Origin of the sequence: Pseudooceanicola atlanticus, assembly GCF_000768315.1 — a bacterium.
GTDB classification, from domain to species: Bacteria; Pseudomonadota; Alphaproteobacteria; order Rhodobacterales; family Rhodobacteraceae; genus Pseudooceanicola; species Pseudooceanicola atlanticus.
Genome location: NZ_AQQX01000001.1, coordinates 777,188 through 791,581, shown reverse-complemented (window position 1 = coordinate 791,581; position 14,394 = coordinate 777,188). Strand labels below are relative to the sequence as shown.

Genomic DNA, 14,394 nt, shown 5'->3' with positions numbered 1-14,394 from the left:
GGTGGTCCAAACGTTTGGCAGGAGACATTCATGATCGTGGCGGAATCCATCGGCTTCTCGGCAACCCACTCTATTTCCGAGATTTTGTCCGAGATACCGGGCTACGAGGTCAGCCATGGCTCCCAGCATTTCGTGAAGAAATGCCCACTGGGCCAAGGCAGCCAATCCGTTAACGAATTCATCGACAGCATGGCCGCCTCCGACGCGGCTGGAAACCGCACTGTCGCTGTGCATACCTTGTTTCCACCACAGGACCTGAAACCGGTCTGCCAGGCAGCGGGGGGCGACTACTGGTTGCTTGTCCGCGAACCGGTCGCGCAGATCGAAAGCTGCTTTGCCTGGATCTCCAACGGGGTGCTCAGCGGCAATCCCGGGCATTTCCAGCATGTGCTGAAGGCATCGCTGGCCGAACTGGCCCGGATCGGCGCGCCGGTGAGCCTGCCAAACGCCTGTTATTATTACGCAATAAACCATGTCCTAAGCTACAACCTCGTGGCGCTTGGCATGGAAACCCCGGTCCGGCGGATGGAGGACTTGCTGTCCGACGAGGCAGCGTTCCGCGCCGCCTTTGCCGTCCCCGAGGACGTGGAAATCCCTCATTTTCAAGGGGATGAGGTCCACCGCTCGTCGCATCGCAGCGAAAAGAAGCTGCAGGCGATGGCGGACCCCGATCGAGAGGCGCTGCGGGAAGGGTTCCAGATCAACCTGGCCGGCCGCAATTACGGTTTGCAGATCATGGAACGGCTGCTCGGCTACGCGGCCTGAGCCGCCCCCGGATCACCCGTTGAAAAGGAAGTGCAGGACGTCGCCGTCCTTCACGATATAGCTTTTGCCTTCCGCCCGCAGCTTGCCCTTGTCGCGCGCCCCGGCCTCGCCGTTGCATTCGACAAAATCGTCGTAAGCCACTGTTTCCGCGCGGATAAAGCCCTTCTCGAAATCCCCATGGATCACGCCCGCAGCCTGCGGAGCAGCGGTGCCGGACTTGATCGTCCAGGCCCGCGCCTCTTTCGGGCCAACGGTGAAATAGGTCTCAAGGTGGAGCAGTTCATAGCCCGCGCGGATCAGGCGGTCGAGGCCCGGTTCTTCCAGGCCCATCTCGCCCAGGAACATCTCGGCCTCTTCAGCGTCGAGCTGGCTGATCTCTTCCTCGATCCGGGCAGAGATGATCACGTGGGAATTGCCCTGCTCGGCGGCCATGGCGGCGACGGCGGCGGAGTGTTCGTTGCCCTCCCCGGCCTCTTCCTCGGACACGTTGCAGACGTAGAGCACCGGTTTCGTCGTCAGAAGTTGCAGCATTTTCCATGCCTTGGCGTCTTCTGCATCCACCTCGACGACGCGGGCGGGGCGGCCGTCCTCCAGGACTTCCTGCGCCGCGGCGAGAAGCCGATCCTGCTGCTGGGCTTCCTTGTCGCTGCCCTTGAGTTTGCGCACCAGGTTGGCGCGGCGCTTCTCGATCGACTCGAGGTCGGCCAGCATCAATTCGGTCTCGATGGTCTGGGCGTCGGCGACGGGGTCGACGCGGCCTTCGACATGGGTGACGTCGCCATCCTCGAAGCAGCGCAGCACGTGCGCGATGGCGTCAACCTCCCGAATATTCGCAAGAAATTGGTTCCCGAGGCCTTCACCCTTGGACGCGCCCTTCACTAGGCCAGCAATGTCGACAAAGGTCATCCGCGTGGGGATGATCTCCTTGGATTGGGCGATCTTGGCGAGGGTGTCCAGGCGGGCATCGGGGACCGCGACCTCACCGACATTGGGTTCGATCGTGCAGAAGGGAAAATTCGCCGCTTGCGCCGCGGCGGTCTTCGTCAATGCATTGAAAAGAGTGGATTTACCGACATTCGGCAGCCCCACGATCCCCATCTTGAACCCCATCGGATCCCCCTGATTTCGCACGTTTGGCGCTGTCTACGCCGCGGGGTCCGGCGAAGCAAGAGAGCGGTGCAAAACAAGGGCGGAACGGGCGTGAAAGCCGCAGGGAGAGGTGCCAGGACACCCCCATCGGTATCGCGTCGGTATGACGTCGGTATCACGTCGGTACTGCAGCGCAGCATCGGGGCGGCGCCGAAAGATCTGGTTACAGGGAAAAAGCCGGGCCAAACGGTCCGGTCAGGTCAGGCGCAGCGGCCTGCCCGGGGTCGAGCGCCCGCGCCGCGGCGCAGGCCGTGGCGTCAGACGTCCCAGTCGTCGCGTTCCGCGACCTCACCGATGGCCATCCATCCGATCCGGGCCCGCGCGATGCGGGTATCGCCCCATGTACGGAACACGATGTCGAAGCCGTTTCCGTCGATGCATTGCGCGGTGACATCGGCGCGCACATTGGCGCTGTTGTCCACGTCCCACATCGTCATCGAACAATGAACGACGGGCTGCCCCCGGAACCGTTCCTTGAAGATGATACGCTGGCGGCTTTCGCGGCTGCCTTCGCCCGTCCACATCTCACCGCCACTTTCACAGTCGGAAAACAGCACGGATTCGCCCTGTGCCACGCCAATCGAGTTGTTGTTGAGCTTCTGCATTGGAGTCTTCCTTGGTCTTGCCGACCCTGTGTGACCCAGAAATCCGGCAACAATGGGACGAAGAAATGGGAAATATCCGGTCGGCCGGCACAATTTCATACTCTCCGGTATGCCCGGCAAGACCCTGACGATCCTCACTTATTTACCTTACGTCATCCGGAGTCCCGGTGTGCAACGCCCGGTGCCGCGCGCCCGCAGCACATGAAATTCTTGCTTACCGGCCGGTCAATAAGTAGCCTCAGGGGACAAGAGCCGGTTTCAAACGGCCTGACATAGCCGCCCGTGAAAACAACCATGACGGGCGGTCCGGAGTTCAAGGGAGGAGAACCAGATGAACTTTCGTTTTGCACCTGTCGCCGCGGCGGCAGCCGGTATCGCTTTGGCTGCCAGTGCCGGGATGGCGCGCGAGCTGACCTATGGCAGCTATACCTCGCCCACGCATACGACCTATGTGAACGGCACCCTGCCGACGATGGAGCGCATCACCGAGCGCACCAATGGCGAGCTGACCTTCGAGAAATTCCCCGGCGGCGCCATGGGCGGGCCGAAGGAATTGCTGAACAACGTGGGCAATTCGATCCTCGACAGTGCCAGCGTCGTCGACATCTACGTCAAGGCATCCCTGCCCGTGTCGTCGATGCTGTCGGGCATGATCGTTGTGGGCGAAGACCCCAAGGTCATGGCCGCCGCGATGAACGAGATGCAGCTGCTGCATTGCCCCGATTGCGTGAAGGAACGCGAGAAGAACAATGTCGTGGGCCTGAGCTGGTCGGCCACCGGGTCCTACCACGTGATCTGCAAGGACCCGATCGACGGGCTGGACGACATCCAGGGCGTGAAGATCCGTGCGACATCGTCGGTGGGCCGCGGCATGCAGGCCATCGGCGCGGCGCCGGTGTCGATCACCACCGCCGAGATGTACGAGGCGATGCAGCGGGGCCAGATCAGCTGTGCCGCGGGGTCGACCGCCTGGCTGAACACCTACAACCTGAAGGATTTCGCCAAGGCCGCCTGGACCACATCGCTTGGGTCGTATTTCGGCACCATGAACTTTGCCATGAACGCCGACAGCTGGGAGGACCTGACCCAGGAACAGCGTGACATCTTCATGAGCGAGATGTCCCAGAACGTGGCAGATATCATGTGGGCCTATGTCGCCGATGGCGAGGCCGGCATGGACTGGCTGCGCGAGAACGGCGGCACGGTGGCCCCGGCGGATGACGCCTTTGTCGCCGCCTGGGACGAGGTGCAGGCCAACGCGGTCGCCGACACCATCGCCCAGGGCCAGGAAGACGGCATCGAGAATGCCGAGGAGATCGTCATGACCTTCATGGGCCTGGTCGAGAAGTGGACCGAGATCGTGGCCGAGGTCGGCCAGGACAAGGACGCCTATCGCGACGCCCTGGAAGCCGAGATCTTCTCCAAGCTGTGAGTTGCCGGGGCCGGGCCATCGGGTCCGGCCCCCTTCCCTCTCAAATATCCAAGGAACACCGATATGCGTGCGATCGAATCCGTCGCAAGCCGTGTTTCCGGCCTGGTCGCCTTGGTCGGCGGCGCCGTCATCGTGTTGATGATGCTTCAGATTTCTCTGGACGTGGCCATGAAATACATCTTCCACAAACCCATCACCGGCACGCTGGAGATCGTGTCCGCCTATTACATGGTTGCCCTGGTCTGGCTGCCGCTGGGGGCCGTGACACGCGATCACGAGCACCTGGAGGTCGAGCTGTTCACCCAGCACCTGGCCCCGCGCAAGCTGGCCTGGTTCAAGCTGTTCGGCTGCACGATCGGCGGCATCTACGCCGCGATCCTCTGCGTTCAGGGGTTCGAGGAAGCCCTGCACCAGACCGAGATCGGCGAGGTCTGGGAAACCGCCACCTTCGACATCCCCGTCTGGGGCGCGCGCTGGTTCTTCCCGCTGGGGACGTTCCTGGCCGCCGTCTACCTGGCGATCTACGCGCTGGACAACCTGGTCTTTGCCCTGCGCGGGGACAGGATCGTGCCGGACCGGTCGCTGCATTCCTCGGTCGAGGCGGCGCTGGCCGAAGCCGAGAAGGCCACGGCCAACAGGGGCGATGACGGCAATATCGGTGTCGGGCGGGGCGGCGGCTCTGCCGACTGAGCCCCCCTTATTCAGACAATGACGCCCTGCCCGGCGGCCCCGAGAGAGGGACCGGAGCAGCGGCGCAACAGGGAAGCTGACAGATGGATTCACTAACGATTGGTTTCATGGGCATAGGCGCCATCCTGGTGCTGCTGGCGGCACGGGTGCCGATTGCCTTCGCGCTCGGGTCGGTCTCGTTCGTCGGGATCATCATCGTGCGCAACGAACGCGCGGCCTTTGCCATGGTGGGGTCGCTGCCGCACGAGTTCACCTCGTCCTGGGAATTGTCGGCGATCCCGATGTTCCTGCTGATGGGGGCGATTGCCTACAAGACGGGGCTGACCTCGTCGCTATACGCTGCGGCGCGGGTCTGGCTGAACGCCTTGCCGGGCGGGCTGGCGGTGGCCACGAATTTCACCGCCGCGGGGTTCGCCGCGGCATCCGGATCGTCGGTGGCAACCTCGGCGGCCGTGGGGCGGCTGGCGATCCCGGAGATGCTGCGCTTCGGCTATGACAAGTCGCTGGCCACCGGGACGGTTGCGGCCTCGGGGACGCTGGGGGCGCTGATCCCGCCCTCGATCGCCTTCGTGATCTACGGCTTCTTCACCGAACAATCGGTGGGGCGGCTGCTGATCGCCGGGCTGATCCCCGGCCTGCTGACGGCGGGGGCCTACACGATCATGATCGTGGGCCGCTGCATCGTCTGGCCTGAGCTGGCGCCCAAGGTGCAGATGACCGTGACCTGGGCGGACCGGATCCGGGTACTGCGGGACATCTGGCCGCTGCCGCTGCTGGTGCTGGGCGTCGTCGGGTCGATCTATGCCGGCGTCGCCACCCCGACCGAGGCCGGAGCGCTTGGCGCGCTCTTTGCCATCGTGATCGGCTGGGCGCAGGGACGGGCATCGTGGGACGTGCTGAAGAGCTCGGTCATGGATGCGCTCAGGACAACGTCGTCACTGTTCTTCCTGGCGATCGGGGCGGTGCTGCTGACACGGTTCCTGGCGATGGCGGGGGTGCCCTCCTACATCGCCAACCTGGTGGCGAGCTACGACCTGGGAGAAATCCAGCTGGTGATCGCGCTGGCGGTGATCTACCTGATCCTAGGCATGTTCCTGGACCCGCTGGGGATCATGCTGCTGACCCTGCCGGTCTTCCTGCCGGCCTTCGACGCGATGAACGTGAACCTGATCTGGATCGGCGTGATCGTGGTGAAGATGATCGAGATCGGGTTGCTGACGCCACCGGTGGGGCTGAACGTCTATATCGTGAAGAACGTGGTCGGGGACGCGGTGCCGTTATCGACGATCTTCAAGGGGGTCGGCTGGTTCCTGGTCTGCGAGTTCTTCATCATGTGGCTGCTGATCTACAACCAGGGCCTGTCGCTCTGGCTGCCAAGCCTGATGATGGACGGGTGACGGATTGGAGAGGGGGCTTAGGCCTCCTCTTCTGCTTTTGTGGGGACGTGGCGGCCACCGAGGTTATCAACACGATCCTTGGCACGGGCTGAAAGCCCGGGCCGCGCCCGATCCTCCCCCCGGGAGGGCGCGGCCCTTGGTGAGGAGCGGCGGCTGGCCCATCCAAGTTCTGCGCTTGGCCCCGCGCCCGGCGCTGCTAAGGTCCGGGCACGCAACGCGAGACCCAGCCCTTGACCCGCCTCAATATCGAACAGCTCCGCAGTTTTCTCGAAGTCGTCCGGCTGGGCGGGGTGCGGCGGGCGGCGCAGAGCCTGAATGTCACCCAGCCCGCCGTCTCGGCCCGGATCAAAGCGCTGGAAACCGCGCTCGGGGTCGAGCTGTTCGACCGCAAGGGCGCGGGGCTCGTGCTGACCAAGCGGGGCGACATGCTGGTGCGCTACGCGGAGCAGTTCGAGACGCTGTCGGAACAGGTCACCGCCCATATCATCGCCCCCGAGGGGATCGAGCGGCAGTTGCGGCTGGGCGTGGCGGAAACCGTTGCGCAATCCTGGCTGCCGGATTTCGTCGCGGCCCTGCACCAGCGGTTCTCCAAGGTCGAGATCGAGGTCAATGTCGATGTCTCGACCAACCTGCGGGCCGGGCTGCTGGACCGCGAGATCGACCTGGCGATCCTGCTGGGCCCGATCTCGGAGGCGTCGGTGACCAACGTGATGCTGCCGGGATTCGACCTGGCCTGGTACGTGGCTGCTGAAACAATAAGCCCTCCGGGCGGCGATGCGGCCCTGATCGCCACGCGACCGGTGATCACCTATGCCCGCAACACCCGCCCGCACAGAGAGCTGAAACGCGAATTGTTCGACCGGGTCGGGACACAAGTGCAGGTCTTCACTTCGTCTTCGCTGTCGGCCTGTTTCCGCATGGTCGAGGCCGGGCTGGGCGTCGCGCCCCTGCCCCGCGCCCTGGGTCATGACCTTGAAAAGAGGGGGCTTTTGCGGGTCTTCGATCCCGGCTGGCTGCCCGCGCCGCTGCAATTCACGGCCTCTTACCTGGGCGATCCGAAAAGCCACGTGGTGGAAAGTGCCGGGCAGATGGCACTGGAGGTCGCGCAGGCCCATGCGCACAGCCGATAAAATTTCCTTATCGCAAACGCAAAAAATTCTGAGTTTGATTTAATAATTTTCCACGGCAACGCTTTGGCCAGACGCACCAAGCGCCAGATCAAAAGCGGATGCCTGCCCTGATGCCCAGACCCCGGATCACCATCGCCGTCGATATCGGCGGGACCTTCACGGACCTCGAATTCCGCGATGCCGCGACGGGCCGGGCACATAGCCTGAAATCGCCGACCACGCCGGACAACCCGGCGCGCGGCCTGACCGACGCGATCACTCAGGCGGGCGAGCGGTTCGGCTTTGGCACCGAGGATATCGCGCTGATCCTGCATGGCACGACCATCGCCACCAACGCGGTGCTGACCCGCGACCTGCCCCCCGGCGCGCTGATCACCACCGAAGGGTTCGAGGATGTGCTGGAGATCGGCCGCCATGCCCGCACCGACATCTACGCGCTGAAGGCGCCGGAACGGTCGGTGCTGATCCCGCGCCGCCACCGCTTTGGCGCGCCGGGCCGCATCGGCGCGGGCGGCGAGGTCATCCGCGAGATCGACGCGGCGGCACTGGATGCGGTCATCGACCAGGTTGCGGCCTCGGGCGCGGAGGCGGTGGCGATCTGCCTGCTGAACGCCTTTGCAAACCCCGAACAGGAAATCGCGATCCGCGACCGTTTGCTGGAGCGCTGCCCGGACCTGGCGGTGTCGTGCAGCCACGAGGTCTCGCCCGAGATCCGCGAATTCGAACGCACCGCGACCACGGTGCTGAACGCCCTGCTGGTGCCGGTCATCGCCCGCTATGTCGCCGCGCTGCGCACCCGGATGGCCGAGGCGGACATCACCGCGCCGCTCTACCTGATCCAGTCCAATGGCGGCGCGATCAGCCTTGAGGCGGCGGTGCAGGCGCCGGTCAAGCTGTTGCTGTCCGGCCCGTCGGGCGGGGTGCTGGCGGCGCAGAAACTGGCGCGGCGGCTGGACACGCCGGACGTGGTGGGCGTCGACATGGGCGGGACGAGCTATGACGTGGCGGTGGTTTCGGACGGGGTCCGGTCGGTCGTCACCCAGGGCGAGATCGACGGCCTGCCCGTGCGCGTGCCCATGGTCGAAATGCACACGATCGGCGCGGGCGGCGGCAGCGTCGCCTTTGTCGATCCGTCGGGCCGCTTGCAGGTGGGCCCGCGCAGCGCGGGTGCCGTGCCCGGCCCCGTCTGCTATGGACGCGGCGGCACCGAACCCACGGTGACGGATGTGAACCTGATCCTCGGACGGCTGGACCCGGCGACCTTCCTGGGCGGGCGGTTCGCGCTGGACCTGGACGGGGCCCGCGCCGCGCTGCATGACCGGATCGAGGCGCCGCTGGGGCTGAGCGCGGATCACGCGGCCTCGGGCATCCTGGCGGTGGTGAACGCGAAGCTGGCCGCGTCGATCAAGTTCTCTCTGTTCGCCAAGGGCCTGGACCCGCGGGATTTCGCGCTGATGAGCTTTGGCGGCGCGGGCGGTCTGCACGCGGTCGAGGTGGCAGAGGAGCTGGGGATCACGCGGGTGATCTTTCCGCGCGATCCGTCGACCTTTTCGGCGCATGGGATCCTGTTCTCGGACATTCAGCACGACCTGTCGCGGACCGAGATCCTGCCGCTGGTCCCCGACAGCCTGCCCGCGCTCGAGGCCATCGCGGCAGAGCTGCGCGAGAAGGGCCAGGCGCTGCTGGACGAGGATGGCATGGCCGCCGACCGGCGCCGCCTGATCCTGACCGGCGATCTGCGCTATGCCGGCCAGGCCTTCGAGCTGACGGTGCCGCTGCCCGAGGGCGGCCTGGACGCGGACGGGTTGGTGCAGTTGCGCGCCCGGTTCGAGGACGAGCATCGCCAGCGGTTTTCCTTCGACGATCCGAAAGAGGCGGTGGAGCTGGTGACACTGCGCCTGACCGCCATCGGTGTGCTGGGCGAGGATGACCTGCCCACCGACGATTACGCCCCAAGCGAGGCGGCTGTCGACCATACCCGCCCCGTCCACGTCAACGGCGCCTGGACGGACACGCCGGTGCATCGCCAGCTGTCGCTGGCCCCCGGGGCCCGGATCGACGGCCCGGCGATCATCGAACAGGAATACACCACCATGCTGCTGCCGGCGGGCTGGTCGATGACCATGACCCCGTCCGGTGACATGACCGCGAGGAAAGAGACATGAGCCGCCCCGATCCCGTCCTGCTGGAAATCGTCTCGGCCGCGCTGGTGTCGGTCGCCGAAGAAATGTCGGTGACGGTCTGGCGCACCTCGCGTTCGACCACCGTGCGCGAGCTGCTGGATTACTCGACCGCCGTCTTCGACGCAGAGGGCCGCAACGTGGCGCAGGCGGCGCGGATGCCGGTGCACCTGAACTCGATGGAGCTGTGCCTGCGCCACGTGATCGCCAATCACATCCCGCTGAAGGACTGGGCCGAGGGCGACGTGATCGTGACCAACGACCCCTATTGCGGCGGCCAGCACCTGCCAGATTTCATCGCCTTCAAGCCGGTCTTCGAGAACGGCCGCCGGATCGCCATCACCTGCGTGCTGATCCACCATGTCGATGTCGGCGGCGGGGCGGCGGGGGGCTATACGGCCAGCGCGGTCGAGGTCTTCCAGGAGGGGCTGCGCCTGCCCCCGGTGCGCATCGTGAAGGGCGGCGAGATGCAGGAGGACCTGTTCGCCACCATCCTTCAGAACGTGCGCGAACCCGAAACTTTCCGCGGCGATTTCCTGTCCCAGATCGCGGCACTGGATGTCGGCGCGCGGGCGATGCTGCGGCTGGCCGACCGCTATGGCACCGACACCCTGGAAGAAATCGGCGCCGCCCTGCTGGACCATGCTGAACACGAGATGCGCAGCGCGATCGAGGCGCTGCCCGACGGCAGCTGGACGGCCGAAGATTTCACCGATGCCGAGGTGTCGGGCGGAGAGCCGCTGCGCATCGCGGTGACGCTGACCATCGAGGGCAGCGAGATCGCCATCGACTTCACCGGCACCGCGCCGCAGGCCCGCGGGCCGATCAACGCGACCATGGCGACCACGACCTCGGCCGTCTATTACGCCGTCATCGCCGCGTGTGGGGTGACCGCGACGGTCAATGCCGGCTGCTATCGCCCGATCACCGTGACCGCGCCGGAGGGATCGCTGGTCAATGCCAGCTTCCCCGCGCCGGTGGCGATGCGGATGCTGCCAGGCCACAAGACCGCGACCGCCGTGCTGCGCGCCTTTGCCGGGGTCATCCCCGACCGCATCCCCGCCAGCTATTACGGCACGACCTTCAACCACGCGGTGAACATCCGCCACGCCGATGGCCGCCGCCAGGTCTATTTCGACGCCGAGCTGGGCGGCTGGGGCGCGCATCCCGAAAAGGACGGCGCCAACGGCCTGGCCGCGGGGTTCCACAATGGCCAGAACACCCCCGTCGAGATGATCGAGGCGCTGTTCCCGCTGCGGTTCACGCGCTACGGGCTGATCTCGGGGTCTGGCGGGGCGGGCCGGATGCGCGGCGGGCTGGGCATCGTGCGGGAATGGGAGTTCCTGGCCGAAAGCGGCTTGCTGAACTCGGCCTTCGACGTGTTCGACACGCGGCCTTACGGGCTGGATGGCGGCGCCGAGGGGCGCGGCGGGTCCCTGAGCGTGACCCGCGACGGCGAGACCGCACAGCTGAGCGCCAAGACGGTCGGACATCCCCTGCAGGCGGGCGATATCGTGCGGATGGAGACCCCCGGCGGCGGCGGTCACGGCGCCCCGTCCGAGCGCGACCCGGAGGCCCGGGCCGAGGATGAGGCGGATGGCTATGTCTGAGGCGGCAGGGATGGACCGGAGCGGGACCGCTGCGACGGGGGACATCCCTGCGGCCCTGGCGATGCGCCATGACGCGCCGAGGACCGCCGACGCAAAAGGGTCGTCCATCCTCTTGGCAGGATTGGTTGCACTCTGCCGCGCACCAGTGCTGAGGGCCGCGACCGGCCCGACGGGCGCGCGAAGTCGCGGCCCGTCCCAGCAAAAGTGGGGCAGACCAATTCGGCGTGCCGACCACGCGACGGGGCCGATCGGCGATGCACGGTGTGACCGCCGCACGGGACATGGGATCATCGGCCAGCAAGGCAAACAGCGCCTCACGCGCAGGGGGCGCGCGATTGCCAACGTCCTGCACCGGCACATGCAATCCAATTCACCTCTCCGCCCCTTCCGCACCGAGGCGCTCAAGACAAGGATGGACAGGGGCCACGCGGCATGCTCCGGTTTCCGCAACGGAGGCGCCGCATGACCGATCCCCTGGTGAACCGCATATCCCAATGGCTGGCCTGGATTGCCGGCGCGGTGGTCCTGTTCGGATGCGCCGTGCCGATCACGATCGACGTGCTGTCGCGCTATTTCTTCAACCGCAGCGCGGTGGAAAGCTTTGAAATCTCGGGCTTTGGCCTTGCCGCCTGTATCGGGCTGGGCATGGCGCACACGGTCACGACCAAGGCGCATATCCGGGTCGATTTCCTGGTCGCCCGCCTGCCCTTTGCCCTGCGCGCGGCCTGTGACCTGCTGGCCGCCTGCGTGCTGGCCGTCGTGGCCGCGGCGCTGGCCTGGTACGCCTGGAAGACCCTGGCACAGAGTTGGGACATGGGGGCGCGGTCGATTTCGCTTCTGCGGATCCCGATGGTGATCCCGCAGGGCCTGTGGTGGATCGGGCTGTTCTGGTTCGCCTTCGTCGCGGTGCTGGCGCCGATCCGGGCCGTGCTGCGGCTGGTGCGCGGGGATCGCGACGGGTTCCATGCCATCGTCGGCAGCGCCGATATCGACGCCGAGATCACCGATGCCGTGCACGCGGCGGAGGGGGGCCGATGATTTCGACCGCGCTCCTCCTGCTGCTGGGCATGATCGCGCTGAGCCTGCCGGTCGCGGCGGTGCTGGCGCTGACCGGCTATATCCTGTCCGAGAACTACGCCTTCTTCCCGATGACCGGGGCGGCGGGTGAGCTGGCGTGGAATTCGTCGGAGGATTTCATCCTCGTCGCCGCACCGATGTTCATCATGATGGGCGAGCTGATGCACCGGTCGGGCGTGTCGGGGCGGCTGTTCGATGCGCTGACACCGTGGTTCGCGCGGCTGCCGGGGCGGCTGATGCACACCAACGTGGCGTCCTCGGCCGTGTTTGCGGCGACCTCCGGTTCGTCACTGGCGACGGCGGCGACCATCGGTACGGTGGCGATCCCGCAGATGGACAAGGGGGGCTATAACCGGCCGCTCTTCCTCGGCTCCATCGCCGCGGGGGGCACGCTGGGCATCCTGATCCCGCCGTCGATCAACATGATCATCTACGCGGTGCTGACCGATACCTCTGTCACCGATCTCTACGCGGCGGGGTTCCTGCCCGGGCTGATGCTGGCGGGGCTGTTTTCCGGCATCATCCTGGCGCTGGTCCTGTGGCGGCGCGATTGGGGCGGGCACAAGATCGAACGCCGGGGCCTGTGGGGCGAACGGCTGCGCGGGCTGCCGCACCTGGTGCCGCCCATCGGGCTCTTCGCCATCGTGGTCGGGTCGATCTATGCCGGCCTTGCCACCCCGACCGAGGCCTCGGCCCTGGGGCTGGTGGCGACCATCGGGCTGGTGGCGCTGAACCGCAAGCTGACCCTGCCCGTGCTGCTGGAAGCCTTCGAGGGCACCGCGCGCACCACCTGCATGATCATGCTGATCGTGATCGCCGCGTCCTTCTTGAACTTCGTCATGGTCTCCATCGGCCTGGTCCAGGCGATTTCCGACGCGGTGCTGGGGCTGGGCTTCAGCCCGCTGGGCATGTTGCTGGCGATCATCTGCTTCTACCTCGTGCTGGGCTGTTTCATGGAAACCCTCAGCATGATGATCGCCACCACCCCGATCATCGCCCCCGTCGTGGTCAGCCTGGGCTATTCGCCGGTCTGGTGGGGCGTCGTCTTCGTCATCCTGATCGAAGCCGCACTGATCACCCCGCCCGTGGGCATGAACCTTTACGTGGTGCAGGCCGTCCGCAAGGGCGGCGGCGCCTTCACCGATCTTTTCAAGGGCGCGGCGCCGTTCCTGATCGCGATGCTGATCATGATCGCCCTGCTCATCTCGTTTCCGCAGCTGGCGCTGTGGTTGCCCACCATCGTCAATCCGAAGACCGGCGGATAACGCCGCAACCAACCAGGGAGATTATCCATGAAGTCCTTACTGCCCCTTGCCCTCACCGCCGCCATGGCCGTGCCCGCGCTTGCGCAGGACATGCCCGAGACGGAATTCAACGTCGTCGGCTCCATCGGCAGCCTGTCGATGTACATCGACAAGGAACTGCCCTTCTGGACCGAAACGGTCCCCGCCGAGACCGACGGCAAGATCACGGTCAACGTGAAACCCTTCACTGAACTGGGCTTCAAGGGCGGCGAGATCTTCCGCCTGGTCAGCAACGGCACGCTGCAGATGGCCACCACGGTGCTGGCCTACAATTCCGGCGAAGTGCCGATGAACGAATCCGCCGACCTCGTGGGCCTTCTGGGCAGCGTCGAGGAACTGGCCGAGGTCACCGGCGCCTGGCGCGAGGCCTATGCCGACTTCCTCGAGACCGAGCACAACATCAAGCTTCTGGGCTTCGGCACCTACCAGGCGCAGGTGATCTATTGCCGCGACGAATTCACCGCCATCGCAGATCTCGCCGGTCGCAAGGTGCGCGCCTCGGGGGCGTCGCAGCAGGCCTTTGTCAGCAGCCTCGGCGGTTCGCCCGTGTCGATGGCCTTCGCCGAGGTGCAATCCTCGCTGGCCAGCGGCGTGGTCGATTGCGCCATCACCGGCGCGCTGTCGGGCTACAAGGCGAAGTGGAGCGAGAGCGCGAAGTTCATCTCTCCGATGCCGGTCAATTTCGGCCTCGCCGCACAGCTGGCCAACCTGGACTGGTGGAACGGCCTGGACGCGTCGGTGCAGGACTACCTGACCGAGGGGCTGCTTGAACTTGAAGGCTCGATCTTCGACCTGGCTGCGACGGAAACCGAGACGGGCCTGGCCTGCAACACCTCCGGCCCCTGCCCCCATGGCGACCCGGCCGGCATGACGCTGGTCCCCCTGACCGAAGCCGACGAGGCGCTGGTGGCCGAAAGCGTGCAGACCGCGATCCTGCCGGCCTTCGCCGAGCGCTGTGGCGCGGAGTGCGTGACCACCTGGAACGCCACCATCGGCGAGACCATGGGCGTGACCATCGAATGATCGGCTAGAGCCATCCAATACGCGTAGACAGG

General features: G+C 65.9%; 12 protein-coding genes. 10 read left to right on the top strand and 2 right to left on the bottom strand.

The features are described from left to right. Positions 1–30 precede the first annotated feature (30 nt). On the top strand, positions 31–765 hold the full coding sequence (locus tag ATO9_RS03825; protein ID WP_043745176.1) for a hypothetical protein: 735 nt from the start codon (positions 31–33) through the stop codon (positions 763–765). Positions 766–777: 12 nt separating this feature from the next. Here the strand turns inward: ATO9_RS03825 and ychF are convergent, their stop codons facing one another. Continuing rightward, entirely contained in the window at positions 778–1,875 is a 1,098-nt protein-coding gene (gene ychF / locus ATO9_RS03820; RefSeq protein ID WP_043745174.1) for a redox-regulated ATPase YchF, read from the bottom strand. A gap of 296 nt (positions 1,876–2,171) precedes the next feature. Beyond that, positions 2,172–2,519 (bottom strand): H-type lectin domain-containing protein, encoded by a 348-nt coding sequence (locus ATO9_RS03815; protein ID WP_043745170.1) that lies wholly within the window; start codon positions 2,517–2,519, stop codon positions 2,172–2,174. A 331-nt stretch (positions 2,520–2,850) separates the two neighbouring features. Between ATO9_RS03815 and ATO9_RS03810 the strand changes: the two genes are divergently transcribed. From ATO9_RS03810 to ATO9_RS03765, 9 genes are all read left to right on the top strand, one after another. Continuing rightward, a complete protein-coding gene (locus ATO9_RS03810; protein ID WP_043745168.1) occupies positions 2,851–3,951 on the top strand; it encodes a C4-dicarboxylate TRAP transporter substrate-binding protein in 1,101 nt (366 codons plus the stop codon). A 63-nt stretch (positions 3,952–4,014) separates the two neighbouring features. Beyond that, positions 4,015–4,641, top strand: a complete 627-nt coding sequence (locus tag ATO9_RS03805; RefSeq protein WP_043745166.1) for a TRAP transporter small permease — start codon at positions 4,015–4,017, stop codon at positions 4,639–4,641. Between the two features lie 83 nt (positions 4,642–4,724). After that, positions 4,725–6,038, top strand: coding sequence for a TRAP transporter large permease (locus tag ATO9_RS03800; protein ID WP_043745163.1), 1,314 nt, complete (start codon positions 4,725–4,727; stop codon positions 6,036–6,038). A 230-nt stretch (positions 6,039–6,268) separates the two neighbouring features. After that, a complete protein-coding gene (locus tag ATO9_RS03795; RefSeq protein WP_052418076.1) occupies positions 6,269–7,168 on the top strand; it encodes a LysR family transcriptional regulator in 900 nt (299 codons plus the stop codon). 110 nt (positions 7,169–7,278) lie between these two features. Next, positions 7,279–9,333, top strand: coding sequence for a hydantoinase/oxoprolinase family protein (locus ATO9_RS03790; protein ID WP_043745657.1), 2,055 nt, complete (start codon positions 7,279–7,281; stop codon positions 9,331–9,333). Then, complete coding sequence (locus ATO9_RS03785; RefSeq protein ID WP_043745160.1) at positions 9,330–10,958, top strand: hydantoinase B/oxoprolinase family protein; 1,629 nt, start codon at positions 9,330–9,332, stop codon at positions 10,956–10,958. Before ATO9_RS03790 ends, ATO9_RS03785 begins: the two co-directional genes overlap by 4 nt. Before the next feature lie 462 nt (positions 10,959–11,420). Further along, complete coding sequence (locus ATO9_RS03775; protein WP_043745154.1) at positions 11,421–11,996, top strand: TRAP transporter small permease subunit; 576 nt, start codon at positions 11,421–11,423, stop codon at positions 11,994–11,996. Further along, positions 11,993–13,300, top strand: coding sequence for a TRAP transporter large permease (locus ATO9_RS03770; RefSeq protein WP_043745151.1), 1,308 nt, complete (start codon positions 11,993–11,995; stop codon positions 13,298–13,300). Before ATO9_RS03775 ends, ATO9_RS03770 begins: the two co-directional genes overlap by 4 nt. Before the next feature lie 27 nt (positions 13,301–13,327). Continuing rightward, on the top strand, positions 13,328–14,362 hold the full coding sequence (locus tag ATO9_RS03765; RefSeq protein WP_043745149.1) for a TRAP transporter substrate-binding protein: 1,035 nt from the start codon (positions 13,328–13,330) through the stop codon (positions 14,360–14,362). The last annotated feature ends 32 nt before the right edge of the window (positions 14,363–14,394 follow it).